The 21,357-nt window shown below is 73.4% G+C and carries 20 protein-coding genes and 1 pseudogene; 10 read left to right on the plus strand and 11 right to left on the minus strand.

Annotation, left to right across the window (positions count from 1 at the left end; translation table 11 throughout):
* Positions 1 to 24: 24 nt before the first annotated feature.
* The 5 genes from Sco07f_RS19525 to Sco07f_RS19545 all read right to left on the minus strand — a co-directional run bounded on the left by Sco07f_RS19525 (position 25) and on the right by Sco07f_RS19545 (position 5,257).
* A complete protein-coding gene (locus tag Sco07f_RS19525; protein ID WP_054101029.1) occupies positions 25 to 1,068 on the minus strand; it encodes a LacI family DNA-binding transcriptional regulator in 1,044 nt (347 codons plus the stop codon).
* A complete protein-coding gene (locus Sco07f_RS19530) occupies positions 1,065 to 1,892 on the minus strand; it encodes a carbohydrate ABC transporter permease (RefSeq protein ID WP_054101028.1) in 828 nt (275 codons plus the stop codon). The genes Sco07f_RS19525 and Sco07f_RS19530 overlap by 4 nt, the downstream gene beginning before the upstream one ends.
* Positions 1,893 to 1,906: 14 nt before the next feature.
* Positions 1,907 to 2,848, minus strand: a complete 942-nt coding sequence (locus tag Sco07f_RS19535) for a carbohydrate ABC transporter permease (RefSeq protein ID WP_108988588.1) — start codon at positions 2,846 to 2,848, stop codon at positions 1,907 to 1,909.
* 76 nt (positions 2,849 to 2,924) lie between these two features.
* Positions 2,925 to 4,214 carry an ABC transporter substrate-binding protein gene (locus Sco07f_RS19540; protein WP_087788263.1) on the minus strand — a complete coding sequence of 430 codons (1,290 nt, stop codon included), beginning with the start codon at positions 4,212 to 4,214 and terminating at the stop codon, positions 2,925 to 2,927.
* A 143-nt stretch (positions 4,215 to 4,357) separates the two neighbouring features.
* Positions 4,358 to 5,257 (minus strand): NAD-dependent protein deacetylase, encoded by a 900-nt coding sequence (locus tag Sco07f_RS19545; protein ID WP_007389682.1) that lies wholly within the window; start codon positions 5,255 to 5,257, stop codon positions 4,358 to 4,360.
* 157 nt (positions 5,258 to 5,414) lie between these two features.
* On the opposite strand from Sco07f_RS19545, the gene Sco07f_RS19550 reads away from it, so the two are divergent.
* On the plus strand, positions 5,415 to 6,245 hold the full coding sequence (locus Sco07f_RS19550; RefSeq protein WP_007389684.1) for a PP2C family protein-serine/threonine phosphatase: 831 nt from the start codon (positions 5,415 to 5,417) through the stop codon (positions 6,243 to 6,245).
* A 50-nt stretch (positions 6,246 to 6,295) separates the two neighbouring features.
* Positions 6,296 to 7,345 (plus strand): MASE1 domain-containing protein, encoded by a 1,050-nt coding sequence (locus Sco07f_RS19555; RefSeq protein WP_087788261.1) that lies wholly within the window; start codon positions 6,296 to 6,298, stop codon positions 7,343 to 7,345.
* On the opposite strand, the gene rhaS is transcribed toward Sco07f_RS19555, so the two are convergent.
* Positions 7,333 to 8,412 (minus strand): rhamnose ABC transporter substrate-binding protein, encoded by a 1,080-nt coding sequence (gene rhaS / locus Sco07f_RS19560; protein ID WP_087788260.1) that lies wholly within the window; start codon positions 8,410 to 8,412, stop codon positions 7,333 to 7,335. The genes Sco07f_RS19555 and rhaS overlap by 13 nt on opposite strands.
* Before the next feature lie 455 nt (positions 8,413 to 8,867).
* Between rhaS and Sco07f_RS19565 the strand changes: the two genes are divergently transcribed.
* Both Sco07f_RS19565 and Sco07f_RS19570 read left to right on the plus strand, forming a co-directional pair.
* A complete protein-coding gene (locus Sco07f_RS19565) occupies positions 8,868 to 10,250 on the plus strand; it encodes an N-acetylmuramoyl-L-alanine amidase (RefSeq protein ID WP_054101024.1) in 1,383 nt (460 codons plus the stop codon).
* The gene (locus tag Sco07f_RS19570; protein WP_108988589.1) at positions 10,244 to 11,542 is read left to right on the plus strand and encodes a DUF8814 domain-containing protein; all 1,299 of its coding nucleotides are present in this window, start codon (positions 10,244 to 10,246) and stop codon (positions 11,540 to 11,542) included. The genes Sco07f_RS19565 and Sco07f_RS19570 overlap by 7 nt, the downstream gene beginning before the upstream one ends.
* Here the strand turns inward: Sco07f_RS19570 and Sco07f_RS19575 are convergent.
* Positions 11,479 to 12,534: a helix-turn-helix domain-containing protein gene (locus Sco07f_RS19575; protein ID WP_108988590.1), complete on the minus strand. Its 1,056-nt coding sequence runs from the start codon at positions 12,532 to 12,534 to the stop codon at positions 11,479 to 11,481. The two genes, Sco07f_RS19570 and Sco07f_RS19575, sit on opposite strands and share 64 nt — an antisense overlap.
* 153 nt (positions 12,535 to 12,687) lie before the next feature.
* Here Sco07f_RS19575 and Sco07f_RS19580 point away from each other — a divergent pair, with 153 nt between their 5' ends.
* Positions 12,688 to 13,113, plus strand: a complete 426-nt coding sequence (locus Sco07f_RS19580) for a ribosomal maturation YjgA family protein (RefSeq protein WP_244942075.1) — start codon at positions 12,688 to 12,690, stop codon at positions 13,111 to 13,113.
* On the opposite strand, the gene Sco07f_RS19585 is transcribed toward Sco07f_RS19580, so the two are convergent.
* The 3 genes and pseudogenes from Sco07f_RS19585 to Sco07f_RS19595 form a co-directional block, all read right to left on the minus strand.
* Positions 13,100 to 13,957 carry a 5-oxoprolinase subunit C family protein gene (locus Sco07f_RS19585; protein WP_087788257.1) on the minus strand — a complete coding sequence of 286 codons (858 nt, stop codon included), beginning with the start codon at positions 13,955 to 13,957 and terminating at the stop codon, positions 13,100 to 13,102. The two genes, Sco07f_RS19580 and Sco07f_RS19585, sit on opposite strands and share 14 nt — an antisense overlap.
* A 191-nt stretch (positions 13,958 to 14,148) precedes the next feature.
* Positions 14,149 to 14,790, minus strand: a pseudogene (locus Sco07f_RS19590) (5-oxoprolinase subunit B family protein); the annotation flags it as partial.
* Positions 14,787 to 15,539, minus strand: a complete 753-nt coding sequence (locus tag Sco07f_RS19595; protein WP_108988592.1) for a LamB/YcsF family protein — start codon at positions 15,537 to 15,539, stop codon at positions 14,787 to 14,789. The gene Sco07f_RS19595 and the pseudogene Sco07f_RS19590, both read right to left, overlap by 4 nt.
* A gap of 218 nt (positions 15,540 to 15,757) precedes the next feature.
* Between Sco07f_RS19595 and Sco07f_RS19600 the strand changes: the two genes are divergently transcribed.
* The 5 genes from Sco07f_RS19600 to Sco07f_RS19620 all read left to right on the plus strand — a co-directional run bounded on the left by Sco07f_RS19600 (position 15,758) and on the right by Sco07f_RS19620 (position 20,635).
* A complete protein-coding gene (locus Sco07f_RS19600) occupies positions 15,758 to 16,477 on the plus strand; it encodes a DUF969 domain-containing protein (RefSeq protein WP_007389689.1) in 720 nt (239 codons plus the stop codon).
* Positions 16,474 to 17,448, plus strand: coding sequence for a DUF979 domain-containing protein (locus Sco07f_RS19605; protein WP_007389690.1), 975 nt, complete (start codon positions 16,474 to 16,476; stop codon positions 17,446 to 17,448). Before Sco07f_RS19600 ends, Sco07f_RS19605 begins: the two co-directional genes overlap by 4 nt.
* A gap of 35 nt (positions 17,449 to 17,483) precedes the next feature.
* Positions 17,484 to 18,134, plus strand: coding sequence for a pyroglutamyl-peptidase I (gene pcp, locus Sco07f_RS19610; protein ID WP_108988593.1), 651 nt, complete (start codon positions 17,484 to 17,486; stop codon positions 18,132 to 18,134).
* Positions 18,134 to 19,147 (plus strand): DUF2891 domain-containing protein, encoded by a 1,014-nt coding sequence (locus Sco07f_RS19615; protein WP_108988594.1) that lies wholly within the window; start codon positions 18,134 to 18,136, stop codon positions 19,145 to 19,147. Before pcp ends, Sco07f_RS19615 begins: the two co-directional genes overlap by 1 nt.
* Before the next feature lie 159 nt (positions 19,148 to 19,306).
* Positions 19,307 to 20,635 (plus strand): SGNH/GDSL hydrolase family protein, encoded by a 1,329-nt coding sequence (locus Sco07f_RS19620; RefSeq protein ID WP_108988595.1) that lies wholly within the window; start codon positions 19,307 to 19,309, stop codon positions 20,633 to 20,635.
* Between the two features lie 14 nt (positions 20,636 to 20,649).
* Here the strand turns inward: Sco07f_RS19620 and Sco07f_RS19625 are convergent, their stop codons facing one another.
* Positions 20,650 to 21,276 (minus strand): TetR/AcrR family transcriptional regulator, encoded by a 627-nt coding sequence (locus tag Sco07f_RS19625; protein ID WP_108988596.1) that lies wholly within the window; start codon positions 21,274 to 21,276, stop codon positions 20,650 to 20,652.
* Positions 21,277 to 21,357: the final 81 nt, after the last annotated feature.

Below are 21,357 nucleotides of genomic sequence, written 5' to 3' on the forward strand. Positions count from 1 at the left end.
CGGCGTGCCGCGGCCGGGTGGTGGTCAGGCGGGAGCGGGCCCCGTCGACTCGCGTACGACCAGGCGCGGCCGTTCGGCGAGGGCGGCGTCCTCGACCTCCTCGCCGCACAGGGCGAGCAGCATGCGGGCGGCGGCCGCGCCCACCCGCTGCACCTGCTGGTCGACCGTGGTCAGCCGGGGGTGGAGCCAGCTGCCGAGCGGCAGGTTGTCGTAGCCGACGACGGACACGTCCCGGGGCACGGTCAGTCCGGCGCGCTGCGCGGTGCCGATGCCGCAGACCGCCATCGAGTCGTTGGCGTACACGATCGCGGTGGGCCGGTCGGCCGAGCCGAGGAGCGCCTCGGTGGCTCCCACGGCGCGCCGCTCGCTGAAGTCGGTGGGCAGCACCGCGAACGGGCGCAGCCCCGCCTCGCGCAGGGCCCCCTCGAAGGCCGCCCTGCGCACACGGGTGTGCTGGAGCTCGGGCGGCCCGCTGACGTAGGCGACGCGCCGGTGGCCGAGGCTCAGCAGGTGCGCGACGGCCTCCGCGATTCCCGCGCCCTGGTCGCGCAGTCCGACGCGCGGCACGACGGCCGTGCCGTCGGGCGAACCGAGCAGCACCGCGGGAAGCCCGAGCCGGGCGAGCAGCGCGGGCCGGGCGTCGTCGTCACGGGCGTCGGTGAGCACGGCGCCGTCCACCCGGCCCTCGGCCGCGAGCCGCTCGTACAGCGCGTTCTCCTCGCGGTGACCGCTCACCAGGTGCAGCAGCAGGCCGTAGCCGCGCGGCGCCAACTCGCCCTCTATGCCGGTGATCAGCTCACTGAAGTGCGGGTCGGAGCCCAGCACGTCCGTGGGCCGCCGCACCACCAGGGCGAGGCTGCGGGTGCGGGCGTTGCGCAGCGCCGCGGCGGAGGCGCTCGGCGACCAGCCCAGCTCCAGCGCGGTGTCGAGGATCCGGCGGCGCGTCGCCTCGGACAGCCGGCCCTTGTTGTTGAAGGCCTGGGACACGGCGGCCGTCGACACCCCGGCCGCCGCCGCGACCGCCTTGATCGTGGGCCTGCGTCCGGCCCGCTCGGTGGAGACGCTCACATCTTCACCGCCCCGCTGACCAGGGCCTGCTGCATGCGCTTCTGGAGCAGGGTGTAGACGACCCACACCGGTACCAGCGTCAGCACCGTGCCCGCCGTCAGCACGCCGTAGTCCGTGCCGGTGATCGACTTCAGCGTGGGCAGGGCCACCTGGACCGTGCGCTGCGCCGGGTCGGGGCCGATGATGACCAGCGAGTACAGGTACTCGTTCCAGAAGGTCAGGAAGTTCAGCAGCAGCACGGTGGCGATGCCCGGCAGGCACATCGGCGTGTACACGTGCCGCAGCACCGCGAAGGTGGACGCCCCGTCCAGCCGGGCGGCCTCCTCCATCTCCGGCGGGATGGTGCGCATGAACTGCACCAGGATCACCACCGACAGCGGCAGCGCCGTCGCCGGCAGGAACAACACCATGAAGATCCGGGTGTGGAACAGCCCGGTGGCCGCCGCGAGCAGGAAGGTGGGGAAGAGTGCCGCGAACGTCGGGATCAGGAAGCCGAGCGAGAAGACCTTCTCGACGACACCCGCCAGCCGCCCGGTCGAACGCGCCAGCGCGAACGAGGCGGGGATCGCCAGCAGCAGGGTCAGCGCCAGCGAGAACACCGTCACCAGCGCCGAGTTAACGACCGCGAGCCCGAGGTCGGCGCTCTCGAAGGCCGTACGGAAGTTGCCGAACCCCAGGGAGGACGGCGGGGCGAAGGGGTGCGCGAAGATCTCGTCGTTCGACTTGAACGCCGAGGCGAGGAAGTAGTACAGCGGGACGACGAGCAGCACCGCGTACGTCCACACCAGGATGTGGGCCGGGAGCCAGCGCTTGCCGAGCTTCATCAGTGCTGCTCCGATCAGTAGTTCTGGCGGAAGACGCGGCGGATCGTCAGCAGCCCGACGAGTCCGGCGAGGAAGAGGAGGACGCCGACGGTCTGGCTGTAGCCGAGGTCGGCGGCGATGAACGCCTTCTGGTAGACGAGGAACGACAGCGTCGTCGACGACGTTCCGGGCCCGCCCTGCGTGAGCAGCAGTACGTGCTGCGCGGAGCCGAACAGCGTCCACAGGAACTGGAGCATCGTCACCACGCCCACGTAGTCGCGGATGACGGGGAAGTGGACCGACCACATCGTCCGCCAGTGCCCCGCCCCGTCCAGCTGCGCGGCCTCGCCCAGCTCGTCCGGCACACTGCCCAGCCGGGCGGCGAACAGTACGGCGGTGAACCCGATGCCGGCCCAGATGTCCAGGGCGATCAGACATGCCAGCGCCGTCGACGGCGAGGCCAGCCAGGCGTCGGCCAGGGAGCCGAGACCGATGCCCTCCAGCCCGCCGTTGACCAGGCCGTCCGGGGACAGGGCCGCGTAGAAGACCATCGCCTTCGCGGGCGTCGAGATCAGCCCCGGGATGAAGAGCAGATACCGGATGACCCGGTGGCCGGGCGGCCGCTGGGCGACGTAGTACCCCAGCATGAACGCGCAGACGATCATCACCGGGACGGCGACGGCCAGTTGCACGGCGGTGTTGCGGACCGCGTCCCAGAACACCGGGTCGTCCAGCACCACCCGGACGTTGTCCAGGCCGGCGAAGGACACCGGCTGGAGCATGCCCGGCCAGTGCAGGGCCGCGATCACGAAGATCGCGAGCAGCGGCCCGACCATGAAGACCAGGTACCACACCAGCGCGGGCACCGCGAGGACGGTGCCGCCCTGCCGGGGCCGGCGCGCGGCCGGGGCGGGGGAGGATGGCGGGGCGGAGCTCGGGGCCGCGCTCCCGCCCGGCGTCGTCGTGAGCGTCGTCATGCGGTGACTCCCGGAGAACGGGTGGGACGGGGGAGGGGGACGGAGGGGACAGCCGTACCGGAGGCGGACGGGCGGCTCATACGGACCGGTACGCGGACTCGAGGGCGGCGCGCACCCGGGCCGGGCTGGTGCCGCGGGTGAACGACGTGCTGGTCGCGGTGATCAGCGGTTGCGCGGCGGCGGGCGGCACGTACACGTCGGGCAGCAGCACCTGGCTCACCTCGGAGCCGAGCCGCTGGGCCGCCCCGACCAGCGGGAAGCCGGTGGAGACGGCGTCCGTGCGCAGGGCCATGTCCCGGCCGCTCTCGGTGACGAACCGGGCCACGACGTCCTCGCGGTACATGAACCGCAGGAACTTCTCGACCTGCTCGATCTTCCGGACGCCGTTGGGGCTGATCCAGAAGCCGATGAGGGTGTAGGCGCGGATGACGGTCGGACCGTCGTGCGCCGCCCCGTCCGCGAGTGGCCAGCCGCCGACCTCCGTGTGCCGGGCCACCTTCTCGGGCACCTTGGCCAGCGCGGAGGACATCGCCGACTGCACGGCCGCCTCCTCGGTGTTGAACTGCGTGGTCATCGAGTCGGAGGTGAGGCCCTGGGCCTTGTCCGCGAACACACCGGCGTCGCGCAGGTGCGTGAAGTACTCGATGCCCCGGCGTGCGCCGCGACCGCCGAAGTCCCCCGTGGAGTAGACGTGCCGGGCCTCGTCCTGGGACAGGAACGTCTGGATGATCTGCGCCAGCAGCTTCTGGCCGGTCCAGTCGTTGCCGCCCACGGTCACCGGGGCGATGCCCTTGGCGCGCAGCCTGCGGGCCGCGGCGATCAGCTCGTCCCCCGTGGTGGGGATGTCGCCGACCCCGGCCCGGTCCAGCAGGGCGCGGTTGAAGGCGACGGGCCAGTTGGTGGCGAAGTAGGGGAAGGCCCGGACGCGGCCCTCGTCGTCCGTCCAGTCGGCCAGCGCGGCGGGCAGGACGCGCCCGCGCAGCCCCCAGTCGTCGAGGTAGGGCTTGACGTCCACGGTCGCGCCGACGTCCGTCCAGGCCAGCGTCTTGTCGTACAGGTTGACCATCACGACGTCGGCCTCCTTGCGGGCCAGCCGTGAGGTCTCGTAGACCTGCGCGAGGTCGTCGCCGTTGATCAGGTTCTTGACCTTCACCCCCGGGTTCTCCTCGCGGAAGCGGTCCACGGCCGCGAGGTACGTGGGGGAGCCCGGCGCGGTGGTGCCGAGCTGGGTGTGGACGACGAGGGTGTCCGGGTCGGAGTCCGCCGACGCCAGCGACGAGCAGCCGGACAGAGCGGGCAGGGCAGCGGCCGCGGCCAGACCGGAACCAGCGGCGAGCAGGTCGCGCCGTGTCAGCGATGAGCGCACAGGGGTGGTCTCCAACCAAGCGGTTAACGATTGGTTAATCGATGTACCTCGTAAGGTGCGAGGACTGTATGGAGTGTCGGGACCACGGTCAAGGGGGTGGCGCGGGGAGATTTCCGACCCGTGCCCGCACGCGGACCGCCTGGTCAGGCCGTCGCCGCGTCCTCGACGGTCACGCCCAGTCCCTCGGCCACCCTCGTCAGGGCCGGCCCCAGCGGGAGCGCGATCCGGGTGACGGCCAGCCGGTCCCCGCGGGTGGCGTCCCGGTTGACGATCAGCACCGGCTTGCCCGCCCCGGCCGCCTGGCGGACGAAGCGGAGCCCGGACATCACCGTCAGCGAGGAGCCGAGGACCAGCAGCGAGGACGCTTCGCGCACCAGCTCGCGGCAGTGCTCGACGCGGCCCGGCGGCACGTTCTCGCCGAAGAACACCACGTCCGGCTTGAGGATGCCGCCGCAGACCGTGCAGGGCAGCACCCGGAAGTCCCCGACCTGCGCGTCGGTGAGGTCGGCGTCGCCGTCCGGATTGATGCCGGCGGCCACCGGCGAGAAGCCCGGGTTGGCCTCCTCCAGCCGCCGGGCGAGTTCGCGGCGCGCGCTGAGGACACCGCACGACAGACAGACGACCCGGTCCAGGCTGCCGTGGAGCTCCACGACGTCCTCGCTGCCCGCGGCCTGGTGCAGACCGTCGACGTTCTGCGTGATCACACCGGTGAGCAGGCCGTGCCGCGCGAACGCCGCGACCGACCGGTGCCCCGCGTTGGGCCGGGCGCGGCCGAAGGTGCGCCAGCCGAGGTGACTGCGCGCCCAGTACCGGCGGCGGGCCTCGGGGGAGCCGGTGAAGTCCTGGTAGGTCATCGGCGTGTGCCGGCTCAGGCTCCCGCCCTCGCCCCGGTAGTCGGGGATGCCCGACTCCGTGGATATGCCCGCCCCGCTCAGCACCAGGACGCCGCCCGTCCGCAGCGCGTCCGCGACCGGCTCCGGGTCCGTGGTGCCCGGCGGCAGGTCGGTTCCCGGGGTCCAGGTCAGAGTGGGCCGCATGCGCATGCGGCAAGGGTACGGAACGCGCCGCCGTCCCGGGCCCGGCGGGCTGCGGAACCCGGACGGCTCCGCATGACCTTTTCCGCCCCGGGTGACAGACTTGCACTGTCCAGGGGGCCGAGAGGCGTCTGCCGGGAGAGGCGGCCTGGCGGGGAGTGGTCCGATGTTCCGCAAGCGTCCCGCACCCGACGGTGAAGAGTTGCTCGACCGGCTGGCCTCGCTGACCACACAGGCGAGGGAGCTGGCCGAGCTGCGGCGGTCACAGGTGGAGCTGGCGATCGCCCTCCAGCGCGACATGCTCCCCGCGGACCTGCCCTCCGTACCCGGTATCCACCTGGCCGCCTGCTACTCGCCCGCGTACGCCGGACTCAACGTGGGCGGCGACTGGTACGACGCCTTCACCCTCCCCGACGGCCGTATCGGCCTCTCCGTCGGAGACGTGCAGGGGCACGCCATCGACGCGGCCGCCTTCATGGGCCAGGTGAGGGTCGGCCTGCGGGCGCTCGCCTCGGTCACCAGTGAACCCGGCGACCTCCTCGCCTGCACGAACGAACTGGTCCTCTCCCTCAACAAGGACCTGTTCGCCACCTGCACCTTCATGCGCTACGACCCGGCGACCGGCCTCCTGGAGAGCGCCCGGGCCGGCCACATCCCGTGCGTCCGGGCCACCGCGGACGGCAGGGCGGAGGTCTGCCGGGACGAGGGCGGACCGCCGCTGGGCGTCCTGGAGGGCGCCGACTATCCGGTGACCCGGTACCGGCTGGGCACGGGCGGGGTCTTCGTCCTGGTCACGGACGGCGTGGTGGAGGGCCCGTCACTCAGCGTCGACGAAGGTCTGGAACGGGTGGTGCGGCTGGCGAGCCTCGCCGCCGCCGTCGGCATGGAGGCACACGCGCTGGCCGCCGCCGTGCTCAAGAACGCCGCGCTGATCGGGCACGAGGACGACGCGGCCGTGCTCGTCGTCGGCCACGACGGGCGCTCCGTTACGCCGTAGGGCGGGACGGCCCGCCTCCCACCTCGCCGACCCGGCGGCGCCGGTGTCTGATGACTGCTGTGGTGGGTATCCGTGCATGGCCGCGACCGGTCCTCCTCGCCTGTGCGACGCTGCTGGTCGCCGGCTGCTACTACGCGGCCGGGCGGCTCGGACTGTCCCAGCAGCTGACCGCCGACGGGTCCGTCGTCACGCCCATCTGGCCGCCCACCGGCCTCGCGGTCGCCTGCCTGCTCCTGTTCGGGCCGTGGTGCGTGCCGGGCATCGCCCTGGGCGCGCTGCTGGTCATCCTCTCCCTGGGCGCTCCCGGGCCCGAGGCCGCCGGCATCGTGGCCGGCAACACCGCCGGCCCCGTCTGTGCCTGGCTGATGCTGCGCGCGGTGGGGTTCCGCGTGAGTCTGAGCCGCCTGCGGGACGGGCTGGCGCTCGTCTTCCTGGGGGCGCTGACCGCCATGCTGATCAGCTCCTGGGCGGGCGTCGGCATGCTCCTGCTGTCGGACGAGCTCCCCACCGACCATCTCGGGATCGTCTGGCTGGCCTGGTGGGTCGGAGACGCCATGGGGGTCGTCCTCGTCACCCCGCTGCTGCTCCTGCTGTACCGCGCCCGCCTGCCGCCCCCATCGGTGCGCTGGACCGAGGCCGTCGGGCTCACCGTCGTCGTGTGCGTCCTGATACCGCTGATCATGTACAGCTCGGTCAGCGTGCTGTTCCTGACGTATCCGATCCTCATCTGGTCGGCGCTGCGCTTCCAGCTGGCGGGCGGCATCCCGTGCGCCCTCTTCGCCTCCGTCCTGGCCACCGTCGTGGCCCGGCAGGAGGCCGGCTCGTTCGGCAAGCTGACCGAGATCGAGACGATGATGAAACTCCAGGCGTTCAACGGCACCCTCGGACTGACCGCTCTCCTGCTCTCCGCGGTGATCAGCGAACAGCTGAACACCAGACGGTCGGTGGAACGGGCCTGCCACGAACTGGTCGAGGCGCTTCAGCACCTGAACGCCGGCGGCCCGGGCGGCGGCTCCGGCAGCCCCGGGCCGCCCGGAGGAGACGGCGGTGACTCCGGCGGCGGGGGCACCGCCGCCGGAGGCGGACGTCAGAAGTCGTAGTCGTCGATGTTCCCGGCGTCGAAGACCGTCGGATCGCCGAGGGTGATGACGCCGTTCCCGCCGAGCTTGAACCAGCCCATGTCCCCGGCCAGGAACATCTGCCCCTCCCGGCCGGTGATCTGCCCGGAGGCGAGGGCCACCGCGGCGTGGCCGGCCAGCTCCCCGAGCTTGGCCGGGTCCCACAGCAGGAACGCCTCCACCGTGCCGTCCTCGATGTACGGACGCATGTCATTGGGTGCGCCGAGCCCGGTGAGCTTCACCTCGCCCTTGTGCGACGACTGGGAGAGGTACTTCGCGGCCGCCTTGATCCCGTTGGTGCTGGGAGAGATGATCCCCTTCAGGTTCCCGTGCTTCCGGAGCAGCTCCTCGGTCTTCCGGTACGACTTCTCCGCCTCGTCGTCTCCGTAGGCGACGTCGACCAGCCGCATGTCCTTGTACCGCGGGTCGTCCAGCTCCTTCCTGATGCTGCTGATCCAGGCGTTCTGGTTCGTCGCCGTCCGGGCGGCGGACAGGATCGCCACGTCACCCCGGTAGCCGATCTGCTCACCCAGCAGTTCCAGCTGGCGAACGGCGATGTCCTCGGCACTCGCGGGGGCGACGAAGGCGTAGCGGCACTCGGGCTTCGTGTCGGAGTCGTAGGTGACGACCTTGACGCCCTTGTCCATGGCCTGCTTCAGGGAGTCGCACAGCGCGTCGGGGTCCAGTGCCGAGACGGCGATCGCGTCGACCTCCTGTGCGGTGAGGTCGTTGATGTGGGAGACCTGCCCGGAGGCGTCGGCGCCCTGGTCCGTGCCCACTTCCCTGAAGGTCGAGCCCAGTGACTCGACGGCGCGCTCCCCGCCCTTGTCGGCGACCGAGAAGTAGGGCGTGTTGACCTGCTTGGGAAGGAAACCGACGGTCAGGCCCGTCCTGGTGGGCGCGTTGGGAGAGGCCTCGGCGTTCTTGGCGTTCGTCGCCGTGTCGCCGTCCGCCGGACCGTCGCCGTCGCCGCACGCGGCGGTGAGAAGACTGAGGGAGGACACGGCGGCGACGAGTACGGAGGCACGGCGTGCGGGGATCCTGTGCATGCGCTTCTTTCGCGTGGGGCCGCCCGAGCGTGGGGGCTGGGGCGCTGAAAGGATTCAATGAAGCTTGACCGGGACGTTAGGCAGAAAGCCCGTTGTGGTCAATGCGCGTGCGGGAAGCAGTTGTTGGGTCCGTCGTCCCTCGGGGCTGCCCCTGCGGGGGTTGCCCGGGCCGGTGCCCGTGTGCCCGCCCCTGCCGCCCGGCCGAGTGTGCGGTCGAAGAGGGTCGGCGCAAGCAGTGCGACTTCACCTGCGCCTGTCGCGAGGTCATTCGTTCAGGCTGCAATGACTTGCTCACGTCAAGCCGGGCGATCCATGATGCGACGACCGGCGTGCAGAACAACTCCCGTTGCTCACGGGCGGGTTCGGTCCACGCAGCCGGCCGGCCGCGCCCCCCGGTGCCCGTGCGGCCGCCACCCCACACCCCCATGGGCACCGGAGAGAGCGGAGCACCCCACATGTCCTCCGGACTCCCCGCAAGACGTGCGCGCACCGCGCTGTGCGCCGCGGCCGTCGCGGCGGCTCTGGCCCTGACCGGCCAGCCGTCCCCGGCCGCCGCGGCACCCGCGCCGCCCGCCCCGGCCGACGCCCCCGTCAACGCGGCGTTCGCCCGCGCTGCCGTAGCCCACGACGTCCCCCGGGACCTCCTGGTCGCCGTCGGCTACGGCGAGACCCGCCTCGACGGCCACGCCGGACAGCCCAGCCAGGACAACGGCTACGGCATGATGCACCTGGTCAGCAACCCCGAACGGCACACCCTGGAACGGGCCGCGCGGCTCACCGGCGCGAGCCTCGCCGACCTCAGGACGGACCCCGGCGCCAACATCGACGGCGCCGCCGCCGTGCTGCGCGCCCTGGCCGACGAGGCCGGTCTCGACGCCGCCGACCGCGACCGGCTCGGCGCCTGGTACCCCGTCACCGCCCGCTACGGCGCCCCCGGCGGCGAGGCCGCGGCCCGCCTGTACGCCGACGCCGTCTACGAGATCCTCGGCGAGGGCGTACGGACCCGTGCCGACGGTGGCGAACAGGTCGCCGTCGCCCCGCGCACCGTGCGGCCCGAACGCGGACCGTACGCGCAGACCGATGCCGACGCGGCGCTCGCGGCCGCCGCCGAATACCCCTCGGCGCTCTGGAACCCGGCCTACTCCGGCAACTACGCCGCGGGCCGCAGTTCGGCGATCACGACCGTCGTCGTGCACGTCACGCAGGGCTCGTACGCCGGGTCCATCAGCTGGTTCCAGAATCCGTCCGCCCAGGTCAGCGCCCACTACGTGGTGCGGTCCTCCGACGGGCAGATCACCCAGACCGTCCGCGAGGGCGACACCGCCTGGCACGCGCGCTCGGCGAACCCCTACTCCGTCGGCGTGGAGCACGAGGGCTACGTCGACGACCCCGCCTGGTTCACCGACGCGATGTACCGCTCGTCCGCGGCACTGACCCGCTACCTCGCCGACAAGTACGGCATCCCCAAGGACCGCGCGCACATCGTCGGACACAGCGAGGTCCCCGGCAACGACCACACCGACCCCGGCCCGAACTGGGACTGGGCCTACTACATGAGCCTGGTCCAGGGCGACGACGACGGCTCCACCGGCACCCCCTTCCCCACCTGGGGGACCGACGTGAGCATCCGTCAGCAGCCGACGACCGACTCCGCACGGGTGGCGAGTCTGCCCGGACCGACGTCCGTCCGCGTGGCCTGCCAGGTCCACGGCGGCCTCGTCGAGTACGACGGCTACAGCAACGACGCCTGGTCCTACCTGCCCGACCACGGCGGCTACGTCTCCAACATCTTCATCGACGTCGACGACGCCTGGCTCCCAGGAGTGCCCACATGCTGACACCTCCCCTCCGGCGCCGCGGCTGCGCCCCGCGCCGCAGACCCCGCGCCCGACGGGCCCTGAGCGGCACGGTGTGCCTGCTCGCCCTCGCCGGTACGGCCCTCGCCGCCGCGCCCGCCCCGGCCGCCGACGCCGCCGTACCGCCCGCCCCGGTGTCCTGGCGCGCGGACCTGACCCGGCCCGGCACCGACGACGTCAACGTCCGGTACGGCTCCGGCGCCCTGCGGGTGCGCGACGGCTCCGTCAGCCCCGCGTCCCTCGGCCGGGACCGCGGCTACGCCTCCGCCGTACTGGACACGCACCACGTGGACCGGCCCGTGAACCGGGTCGCCGTGGACCTCGACGCGACGGTGCCGGGCGCGGCGGGCGTCGAGGTCGACGTGCGCGGCCGCGCGGCCGACGGCACCTGGACCGAGTGGCGGCGGGCGGCGGCCGGCGCCCCGGCCGAGCTGCCCCGGTACGTCGTCGACGTCCAGGCCCGGCTCACCCTGTGGAACGCCAAGGGCGAACCCACCGCGGCCGTACGGGCGGTGACCCTGACGGCGGACGACGCGGGCACCGCCCCCGCCGAGCCCGCACCGGCGACCAGGGCCGCCGCGTTCTCCGCCCGGGTCTACGCCACCCGCGAGGGCCTCGTCGGGCACACCACCGCCAACGGGCACGTCATCCAGGCGAACGACCACTTCGTGGCGCTGCCCTCCCGCCGCGCCCTGTCTCCCAAGGGCAGCGGCCAGTACTCGGTGCAGGTGTGCGGGCCCGCCCGCTGCGAGACGGCGCCCGTGTGGGACGTCGGCCCGTGGAACACCCACGACGACCACTGGAACCCCTCGTCGGTGCGTGAGCAGTGGAAGGACCTCCCGCAGGGCCTGCCCGAGGCGCAGGCCGCGTACGAGGACGGCTACAACGGCGGACGCGACGAGTTCGGCCGCCAGGTCGCCAACCCGGCCGGCATCGACCTCGCCGACGGCACCTTCTACAACGTCGGCCTGAACGACAACGGCTGGGTGACCGTCACCTACCTGTGGACCGAGGGCGGCGGCGACACCACGTCCTTCCCGACCTGGGGCACCGACGTGAGCGTCCGGCAGCAGGCGACGACCGCGTCCACGCGCGTGGCGAGCCTGCCCGGGCCCACGACCGTGCGGGTGCGGTGCCAGGTCCACGGCCAGCTCGTGAACTACGACGGCTACAGCAACGACGCCTGGTCCTACCTGCCCGACTACGGCGGTTACGTCTCCAACATCTTCATCGACGTGGCCGACGCCTGGCTCCCGGGCGTGCCCACCTGCTGAGCCTCCAGGAGGGCGGACCCGAGCGCCGTGCGGCGGTGCAGCACCCGGTTGCCCTCGCGCCGGGTGCTCACCAGCCCCGCCTCGCGCAGCACGGCGGCGTGCCGGCTCGCCGTGGAGGGCGCCAGGCACAGCGCGGCGGCCAGGGCCGTCGTCGTCATCGGCGCCTCCAGGGACTCCAGCATCCACGCCCGGGAGGCGCCGATCAGTTGCGCGACGGACGGCCTGTCCACCCCGGCCCGCAGCCGCGGGAGCCAGCCGGGCTCCGGGTCCAGCGGGTGGACCAGTACGTGCGGCAGCGACTCGTCCACCAGGGCCAGCGGCGTGCGTACGCAGAAGAAGGCGGGCACCAGCGTCAGCGGGCGCCCGCCCAGCCGCAGCAGTCTGGGTTCGGGGTAGGGGGCGGCGAGCCGGGTGCCGTCGGGCCGCCGCCAGCCCGGCAGTTCCGCGTAGCCGGCCAGCAGCGCCTCCGCCCCGCCGGTGAGCGCCGCCTCGGCCCGGCGGGCACGGTCCTGGCCGGCCCGGGCGCGGATCACGGACAGGTACGGCGCCACCGCCACGGCGTGGTACCGCCGCAACGTGCCGCCGAGCCAGCGCAGTGCGGTCGACTCCCCGGTGGCGACCCACCGCACGCTGCGCGGCACCGGACCGTGCGACCGGGCGCACAACCGGGCCAGTTCGGCGACGAGCCGGCGCCGGGGCGTCGACTGCACCCGGTCCACGGCCTCCTCCAGCGCGAGGTCCCCGAGACCGGGCGTCAGGAAGTCCGGGAAGTAACCCTCGGCCGGGCACAGCGACATCAAGGCCCTGACGTCGTCGGCCAGCCCGGCCCGGTGCAGTGCCCGGCGCACCTCGCGCCGCCAGGGATCGTAGGTCAGGGGCTCCCGGCCGTCTTGGAGCAACTGGAGGCTCAGCACCGTCTCCCACAGGGCGTCGCTGCCGGGCGCCACCCGTAACCGGGCCAACGCGCCCCGGTCGAACTCGACTTCAAGCACTGACCCCACTCCACTCGCGTCCCGGCGGATTGCGGAAACTGACCAACGCAGTCGTGCGGTGCGAGACGATGGTGCCCGAGGTCTACGCGCGTCCGCCACAGCCCGCGGAGAATCGCGGCGAATCGGCGGCGGAACCGGCCGCACAATGGCCGTATGACTTCCCCCTCCACCCGGTTCGCCGTGCGGGACGACGACGCGACGCGCAGGCGCACACCCGCACCCACCCGTACGCGCCTCGCGGCCGCGGTGGCCGCGGTGGTGATCGTCGGCGCCGGACTGGCGCTCAGGGCCGTGGCGGTGGGCGAGGTGGCCAAGTACGGCGGAGACGCGCTGTACACCCTGCTGCTGTTCGCGCTCGTCCTGGTGGCGGCGCCGCGGACGGCGCCGGGGAGGGCCGCCGTGCTCGCCCTGGCGCTGAGTTGGGCGGTGGAGTTCCTCCAGCTCACCGACGGGCCGGCGTACCTCGCCGGGCAGAGCACGGTGGCCCGTCTGGTCCTCGGCTCCACCTTCAACGCACCGGACCTCTTCTGGTACGCGGTCGGGGCGGCGGCCGGTTGGCTGGCCGTCAGGCGGGCGTGAACCGCAGCGGTGTTCCGGCCGCGGCCTGGGCCGCCGCCGCGAGAGCCGGCTCCGGGACGACCGCGACGACGGGGTAGCCCCCGGTCGTCGGGTGGTCGTGCAGGAAGATCACCGGGCGTCCGTCCGGCGGGACCTGTACGGCGCCCAGGACCATGCCCTCACTGGGCAGTTCACCCGTCGACGCCCGCTCGAGCGGCGGCCCCTCGGTGCGCAGGCCGATGCGGTTGCTGTGCGGGGAGACGCGGTAGGCGGCCGAGGTGAGCGTGCGCAGCGCGGCCGGGGAGAACCAGTCGGTGCGCGGGCCCGGGCGCACCGGCAGGACCAGTTCGGCCGGCGGGCCGGGCCAGGGGGCGGCGACGGGCGGCGGCACCGGCCGCGGGGGAGGACCCACCGCCACGACGTCCCCGTCCCGCAGCGGGGCCGGGCCCAGCCCCGAGAGCAGATCCGTCGAGCGGCTGCCGAGGACGGGCTCGACGGCGACACCGCCCGCGACGGCCACGTACGAGCGGACCCCGGCGGTCACCGCCCCCACGTCCAGGACCGAGCCCGCCGGCACCCGCACCGGGGCGCCCCAGGCGACCGGCCCGGCGTCGACCGTCACCGGGCAGGGCGCCCCGCCGACCACGACGGTGACGTCCCGGTCCGGCCGCAGGGCGCAGCCCGTCAGGGTCGTCTCCAGGACGGCGGCGCCCGGGTCGTTGCCGAGGAGGCGGTTGGCGAGCCGCATCGCGGGCGCGTCCAGCGCACCGGACCGGGGGACGCCCAGATGGGCGTGGCCGGGCCGGCCCGCGTCCTGCACCGTCGTGAGCGCACCGGAACGCACCGTGGTCAGCTTGGCCGTCATGCCCCGGCCTCCGGGTGCACGCCGGCCGTGGTGGTGCGGCCGGTCCCGGCGTCTGTCGCCCTCGCGCCGCCCGCCGTGACACGACCGGGCCCGTTGGCCGCCGTCCCGGCGCCGGGCGCCGGGACACGACCGGCCGCCGTCCGCGCGGTGGCCGTCCCCGCGCCGGCCGCCGGGCTCGCGGTGGCCGTCCCCGCGCCGTCCGCTGTGACGAACCGCACCCGTGTCCCCGGCGTGAGCAGCGCCGCCCGCTCCCGCTCCGGGTCCCACAGCGGGCGCGGGTCGGGCATGGTGCCGATCAGCTGCCAGCCGCCCGGGGTGGCACGGGGGTAGACCGCGCTGTAGGGACCGGCGAGGGCGACCGCGCCGGCCGGCACCCGGGTCCTGGGCGTGGACCGCCGGGGGACGTGCAGCCGGGGCGGCAGCCCGGTGAGATAGCCGAAGCCGGGCGCGAAGCCGCAGAATGCGACCCGGTAGGTGTGCGCGCCGTGGAGGGCGCCGACCTCGTCCGGTGCGACCCCCCACAGGGCCGCCACGTCGGCCAGGTCCGGCCCGTCGTAGCGCACCGGGATCTCCACCGCGTCGCCCGTGTCGTCCGCGACCGGCGGCACCTCCCAGCCGACGACCCGGCGGGCCAGCGCCCCGGGGTCCGGCACCCCGTCCAGCAGGACGGTCCGCGCCCCCGGCACCACCTCGGTGACCGGCGGCAGCGTCCCGGCGGCGCGCCTGCGCAGCACCTCGGCGTGGAAGGCCGCGGTGCGCTCGGCGTCGGGCAACTCCACGAGGAGGGCGTGGCGACCGGCCGGACGCACACTGAGGGAGGGACCGCCGGTCATGCGAACGCCCCGATCCCGACCCCGGCCGTCTCCAGCGCCGTACGCACCCGGGCGGCGATCCGGGCGGCGTTCGGGGTGTCGCCGTGCACGCACAGCGAGCGGGCGGCGACCGCGACGGCCGTACCGTCCACGGCCTCGACGGAGCCCTCCACGGCGAACGCCACCGCACGGCGTACCACCGCGTCCCCGTCGGTCACCACCGCGTCCGGCTCGCGGCGGGGGACCAGGGTGCCCCGCGCGGTGTAGGCGCGGTCCGCGAAGGCCTCCGGGACGCCGGTGAGCCCCGCGTCGGCCGCGGCCGTGAGCAGTCGCGAGCCGGGCAGGCCGAGCACGGGCAGGGCGCCGCCCGCCAGACGTACCCCGGCCACGACGGCACGGGCCTGCCCGTCGTCGTGGACGGTGCGGTTGTAGAGCGCGCCGTGCGGCTTGACGTAGGCGACCACGGCCCCGGCGGCCTCGGCGAAGACCCGGAGCGCGCCGATCTGGTACGCCACCTCGGCCGCCAGCTCGTCGGCGGGCACGTCCATGGCACGCCGCCCGAAGCCCGCCAGGTCGCGGTAGGACACCTGCGCCCCGATCCGCACCCCGCGCTCGGCGGCGAGGTCGCAGACGCGGCGCATCACCGAGGGGTCGCCGGCGTGGAAGCCGCAGGCGACGTTGGCGCTGGTGACGACGGAGAGCAGGGCGTCGTCGTCGGTGAGGGTCCAGCGGCCGAAGCCTTCACCGAGATCTGCGTTGAGGTCGATCACACCCTGAACGTAGACGATTGTTGAACGATCCGACAAGAGGGTCGAGGTGTGTGCCCTCTCTGCGGGGATGAGGATTCACCTCTTGTTAGATCGTTGAACGATCGCTAGTGTCCGTGCATCTGCCACGCATCTGGAGCTATGGTCCCCGGGACCCATGAGTCACGTTCCGAAGCTCCGGATCCGTGCCCTGCCCCCTCATGCCTGAAGAAGGCCACCGAATGATCGTTCTCCTCGGTGTGGTCGTGGTGATCCTCGGATTCGTCACGCGCCGCAACCCCGTCCTCGTGGTGGGCGTCGCCGGTATCGTCACCGGACTGCTCGGCAGGATGAACCCGCTGGAGGTCCTCGCGGCCTTCGGCCGGTCCTTCGCCGACAGCCGCTCGGTCACCGTCTACGCCATCGTGCTCCCCGTGATCGGGCTGCTCGAGCGCTACGGCCTGCGCGAGCAGGCCCGCAATCTCATCGGCCGCCTGGGCAAGCTCAGTGCCGGCCGGTTCCTCACCGTCTACCTGCTGGTCCGGCAGGTCACCGCGGCCTTCGGCCTCAACAGCATCGGCGGTCCGGCACAGACCGTGCGGCCGCTGGTGGCCCCCATGGCCGAGGCCGCGGCCGAACGCTCCACCGGGGCCAGACTGCCGGACAAGCTGCGCGAGAAGGTCCGTTCCTACTCGGCCTCGGCCGACACCGTGGGCGTCTTCTTCGGCGAGGACTGCTTCATCGCGATCGGCTCCATCCTGCTGATCACCGGCTTCGTGAACTCGACGTACCACCAGGACATCGAGCCGACCCAGCTCGCCCTGTGGGCCATCCCGCTCGCCGTCTGCGCCTTCCTCATCCACGGCGCCCGGCTGCTGCTCATGGACAAGCAGCTCGAACGCGAGATGGCGCAGGCCGCCGCCGAACACGAGCTGCCGCTTCCCGAGGGGGCCGACAAGTGATCAAGGTCGAATGGCTGTACTGGCTGATAGGCCTCGTCTTCGTCGTCATGGCCGTGCAGATGGCCATGGACCGCAGCAACCCCAAGCGATGGACGTCCGCCGCGTTCTGGGGCCTGCTCGGGCTCACCTTCCCCTACGGCACCGGCGTCGCCAACGCCACCGCGGGCAACGGCGGCTGGACCCTGCCCGCCGAACCGCTCGGCGTCGCCGTCCTCGCCCTGATCGTGCTCGCCGGCTTCAACTTCCTCGGCAAGGGCGTCCCGGTCACCACCACCGGCGAGCAGCGCGAGGCCGCCGCCGCCCGGCTCGGCAGCAAGATCTTCATCCCCGCGCTGACCATCCCGCTCGTGGCCATCGTCTGCGCCTCCGTCCTCGACGAGTCCGGACTCTTCGAGTCGGGCAAGGCCACCCTGCTCGGGCTCGGCGTCGGCTGCATCGCCGCGCTCGTCGTCGGCATGCTCGTCACCGGCGAGAAGAAGGTCTCCGTCCCGATCCACTCCGGCCGCTCCATGCTGGAGGCGATGGGCGCCGCCCTGCTGCTGCCCCAGCTCCTGGCGGTGCTCGGCTCGATCTTCGCCGCCGCCGGGGTCGGCGACCAGGTCGGCGACATCATGAACAAGGTCCTGCCCGACGACTCGAAGTACTTCGCCGTCGTCGCCTACTGCGTGGGCATGTTCCTGTTCACCGTCATCATGGGCAACGCCTTCGCCGCCTTCCCGGTGATGACGGCGGCGATCGGCTGGCCGGTGCTCATCCAGCAGATGCACGGCAACGAGCCCGCCGTCCTCGCGATCGGCATGCTGGCCGGCTTCGCCGGCACCCTGTGCACCCCGATGGCCGCCAACTTCAACATCGTCCCGGCCACCCTGCTCGAACTGAAGGACCAGTACGGGCCCATCAAGGCCCAGCTCCCGACGGGCATCGCCCTGCTCGGCTGCTGCACCGTGATCATGGCGCTCTTCGCCTTCTGACCCCCACCACTCCACCCGCACGGCAAGGAGCGCCCATGACCCGTGTCCTCATCACCGGCTTCGCCCCCTTCGGCGGGGAGCGCGTGAACCCGTCCTGGCAGGCGGCCTCCCTGGTGGCCGCCGAACCGCCCGCCGGACTCACGGTCACCGCTGCCGAACTGCCCTGCGTCTTCGGCGAGGCCCTCGACGCCCTGCGCGACGCCATCCGGGCCGAGGCCCCCGACCTGGTGCTCTGCCTGGGCCAGGCGGGCGGCCGCCCGGGCGTCACCGTCGAACGCGTCGGCATCAACGTCGACGACGCGCGCATCCCCGACAACGCCGGTGGACAGCCCATCGACGAACCGGTGGTCCCGGACGGTCCCGCCGCCTACTTCTCCACCCTCCCCGTCAAGGCGTGCGTCGCCGCGATGCGTGAGGCAGGCGTCCCGGCCGCCGTCTCCAACACGGCCGGCACCTTCGTCTGCAACCACGTGGCGTACGGCCTCGGCCACCTCATCGCCACCGAGTTCCCGCACCTGCGCGGCGGGTTCGCGCACGTGCCCTGGGCGCCGGAGCAGGTGCCCGCCGGCACCGCGCCCGCCCTCCCGCCCGCCACCGTCGCCCACGGCCTGCGCGCCCTGCTGGCCGCCGCCGCCCGCACCCCCGCCGAGCAGGACCTGAAGGTCACCGAAGGAGCCACCCACTGATGCCGCTCAGCGCCCACGCGGCCACCTTCGCCCAGCTCGCCCTGGCGAACATCACCCGCGAGTACCCCAACTTCCCCGCCCACCTGATCACCTCCGCCGACGAGCGCCCCGAACCCCGCTCCCTGCACCCGGCCTTCTACGGCGCCTACGACTGGCACTCCTCGGTGCACATGCACTGGCTGCTCGTCCGGCTGCTCCGACGCCACGGCGGCACCCCCGCCTTGCCGGACACCGAGGCGGCCGTCGCCGTGCTCGACCGCCACCTCACCCCCGACCACCTCGCCACCGAGGCCGCCTACCTGCGCGACCGCCCGTCCTTCGAACGCCCCTACGGCTGGGCGTGGCTGCTCGCGCTCGCCGCCGAGTGCCGGGCGCACGGGGGCGCGGAGGGGGAGCGCTGGGCGCGGGCGCTGGGCCCGGCCGTGGACGCCGTCGACGGACTGCTGGCCGAGTGGCTGCCCAAGGCCACCTATCCCGTACGCCACGGCAACCACCCCAACAGCGCCTTCGCGCTGAGCCTCGCACTCGACTCGGGCGAGCTGTCGGCCGGCACCGAACGGGCCGTGCGGGAGCGCCTGCTGAGCTGGTTCGCCGACGACCACGACGCGCCCGCGCACTGGGAACCGTCGGGGCAGGATTTCCTGTCCCCGGCGCTCACCGAGGCCGACGCGATGCGCAGGGTCCTCGCGCCCGAGCGGCTCGCGGCGTGGCTCGACCGCTTCCTGCCCGGCCTCGCGACGGGTGCCCCCTGCGCGCTGCTGGAGGTGCCGGTGGTCTCCGACCACGCGGACCCGCAGATCGGCCACCTGCTCGGCCTGACCCTCAGCAGGGCGGCCGCGCTGCGTTCGCTCGCCGACGCCCTGCCCGAGGGTTCGGTCCGGGCCCGCCTGGACGAGGCGGCCGGGGCGCATCTCGCGGCGGGCCTGCCGGCGGTGGAGCGCGGCGACTTCACCACCGACCACTGGCTGGCGACCTTCGCCGCACTGGCGCTCGATCCGGTGGCTCCGCGCTGACACCGGGGCGCGCCGGGGGAGTGGGCCCCCGGCGCAGTGCCTCCGGACCCTGGGGAGCGATCTCGAGGCAACGTTGTCAGAAAGATGGCGTGAGCCGGGGGCCGGCCGGGGAGGATCCAGCCCTGCACGCGTCACGTCCCGTCGGAAAGGCAGGCACCGATGCACCGTCTCCTCGCCCGAACGCTCTCCTCCGCCCGGGCGCCCCTGGCCCGAGGCGTCGCGACCGCCCTCGCCCTCACCCTGGCGTCCTCCGTCCTCGCCGCGTCCACGAGCACCGCCGCGGCCCCCGACGGCACCGGGCCGGACCGTCGTCCCGGAGGGAACGCCTGGTTCACCTCCTGGGCCGCCTCGCAGCAGCGCCTCGCTCCCACCCCGCTGCGCGACCAGTCGATGCGCATGATCACCCACCTGAGCCAGGGCGGTGACGCGGTCCGGATACGCGTCCAGAACACCTTCGGCGAGACACCGCTCACCGTCGACGCGGCGACGGTGGCACACAGCGACGGCAAGGACGCCGCGACGGAGGGACGCCCGCGCCCCGTCACGTTCGACGGCCGGCGCCGGGTGGTCGTCCCACCCGGGGGCGAGGTGTGGAGCGACACCACCAGACTCCGCACCGCCGCCCAGGACGACGTCGCGGTGTCGCTCTCCGTCACCGGCACGGTGGCTCCGGGGCAGCACGACAGCGCCTTCCGCACCAACTACCTGACCCCGCCCGGCTCGGGCGACCACACCGCCGACCCGGCCGGCACCGCGTTCACCGAGACGACCGGCTCCACCCTCCTGGTCAGCGCGGTCGACGTGCGCAACCCCCGCCTGCGGGGAAGCCTCGTCGCCTACGGCAGCTCGGTCGTCGACGGAACCGGGTCGACGAACTGCGGGCCGGGCTGCAGCCGCCCGGGAGCCGACCTGCGGTGGACCGACGACCTCGCCCGGCGGATCACCTCCGAACTGCCTCCCGCCCGGCAGTTCGCCGTCGCCAACGCGGGCATCGGCGGCACCACCAGCGCCGCGACCTGCCCGGGCATCGGTGCGGGCGTCCGCGGCCTCGACGCCGCCGCCCGTCTGGAACGCGACGTCCTGGCCCTGCACGGGGTCACAGGGGTCCTCTACTACTACGGCACCAACGACCTCCCGGCCGGCTGCGACGCCGCGCAGATCGAGGCGAGCTACCGCGAGGTGTTCCAGCGACTGCGGGCCGCGGGCATCAAGGTGTACGTCACGCCCATCACCCCTCGCCCGGGCTACACCGACCAGCACAACCGCGACCGGCACGCCGTCGGCACCTTCGTCTCGAAGTGGAACAGCTGCGGCGGCACCTGTGACGGCATCCTCCCCTTCGACCAGGTGCTAGAGGACCCGGTGCGGCCGAACAGCATCTACCCGCCGTACGACACCGGCGACGGAGTCCACGCGAACATCGCCGGCCAGCAGGCCCTCGCCGACATCGTCTCGCTCCCGATGCTGGCGTCGTCGGCCCGCAGGTGACCCACCGGCCCGGGTCATGAACCCCTGGGCGCGCGAAGGGCGTCGACGACGAGGTCGAGCAGACGGTGCGTGCGCTCCGGCTCGTCGTCGGCGGCCGTCGAGAGGAACACGCCGAGCAGCATCGCCGTGACGTCGTCGGGCGCCACGTCCGCGCGGAGCGAGCCCGTCCTCGCCCCCTCCGTGAGTATCACGCCGATCGCGGCCGTGATGCGCTCGCGGGTGGCGGGCGTCGCGAGGCGCCCCGAGGCCCAGGCGCTGTGCAGGGTGTTGAGCATGGAGCGCTTCGTCGCGACGAACTCCGCGTAGCGCTCCATCCACGCGCGCAGGGCCCGCTCGGGCGGCAACCGGTCGAGCAGTGCGGATGCGCCGTCCGTCACGTCGTCCAGTTCGGCGGCGTAGACGGCCTCGACCAGGGCCTCGCGGGTGGGGAAATGGCGGTAGAGCGTGCCGATGCCGACCCCCGCCTCACGGGCGATGCCCTCCAGGGGGACGGTGTCGTCCGCGGCCGTGAACGCGGCCCGCGCGGCGGCGACGAGCTTCTCGCGGTTGCGTCGCGCGTGCGCGCGCAAGGGGCGGTCGGGGTGGGCCGGCGGCTCTGGCCGAGCGGCGGCGGCTGGGCTCGGTTCCTGGTCCGGACTCAAAGCGGAGGGTCCTCCGGTAGTGCTAAAGTCGTAGAAGCGGAGGGTCCTCCGCTTCTGTCATCTTCTCACGAGGACGGGCTT

It is taken from the genome of Streptomyces coelicoflavus, from assembly GCF_003112555.1.
GTDB classification, from domain to species: Bacteria; Actinomycetota; Actinomycetes; order Streptomycetales; family Streptomycetaceae; genus Streptomyces; species Streptomyces coelicoflavus.

What these genes read in the sequence shown, in the direction of transcription:
- Sco07f_RS19530 (WP_054101028.1), bottom strand. Translation starts at nt 1,892, where the DNA reads ATGAAGCTCGGCAAGCGCTGGCTCCCGGCCCACATCCTGGTGTGGACG.
- Sco07f_RS19535 (WP_108988588.1), bottom strand. Translation starts at nt 2,848, where the DNA reads ATGACGACGCTCACGACGACGCCGGGCGGGAGCGCGGCCCCGAGCTCC.
- Sco07f_RS19545 (WP_007389682.1), bottom strand. Translation starts at nt 5,257, where the DNA reads ATGCGCATGCGGCCCACTCTGACCTGGACCCCGGGAACCGACCTGCCG.
- Sco07f_RS19550 (WP_007389684.1), top strand. Translation starts at nt 5,415, where the DNA reads ATGTTCCGCAAGCGTCCCGCACCCGACGGTGAAGAGTTGCTCGACCGG.
- Sco07f_RS19555 (WP_087788261.1), top strand. Translation starts at nt 6,296, where the DNA reads ATGACTGCTGTGGTGGGTATCCGTGCATGGCCGCGACCGGTCCTCCTC.
- rhaS (WP_087788260.1), bottom strand. Translation starts at nt 8,412, where the DNA reads ATGCACAGGATCCCCGCACGCCGTGCCTCCGTACTCGTCGCCGCCGTG.
- Sco07f_RS19565 (WP_054101024.1), top strand. Translation starts at nt 8,868, where the DNA reads ATGTCCTCCGGACTCCCCGCAAGACGTGCGCGCACCGCGCTGTGCGCC.
- Sco07f_RS19570 (WP_108988589.1), top strand. Translation starts at nt 10,244, where the DNA reads ATGCTGACACCTCCCCTCCGGCGCCGCGGCTGCGCCCCGCGCCGCAGA.
- Sco07f_RS19580 (WP_244942075.1), top strand. Translation starts at nt 12,688, where the DNA reads ATGACTTCCCCCTCCACCCGGTTCGCCGTGCGGGACGACGACGCGACG.
- Sco07f_RS19585 (WP_087788257.1), bottom strand. Translation starts at nt 13,957, where the DNA reads ATGACGGCCAAGCTGACCACGGTGCGTTCCGGTGCGCTCACGACGGTG.
- Sco07f_RS19600 (WP_007389689.1), top strand. Translation starts at nt 15,758, where the DNA reads ATGATCGTTCTCCTCGGTGTGGTCGTGGTGATCCTCGGATTCGTCACG.
- pcp (WP_108988593.1), top strand. Translation starts at nt 17,484, where the DNA reads ATGACCCGTGTCCTCATCACCGGCTTCGCCCCCTTCGGCGGGGAGCGC.
- Sco07f_RS19615 (WP_108988594.1), top strand. Translation starts at nt 18,134, where the DNA reads ATGCCGCTCAGCGCCCACGCGGCCACCTTCGCCCAGCTCGCCCTGGCG.
- Sco07f_RS19620 (WP_108988595.1), top strand. Translation starts at nt 19,307, where the DNA reads ATGCACCGTCTCCTCGCCCGAACGCTCTCCTCCGCCCGGGCGCCCCTG.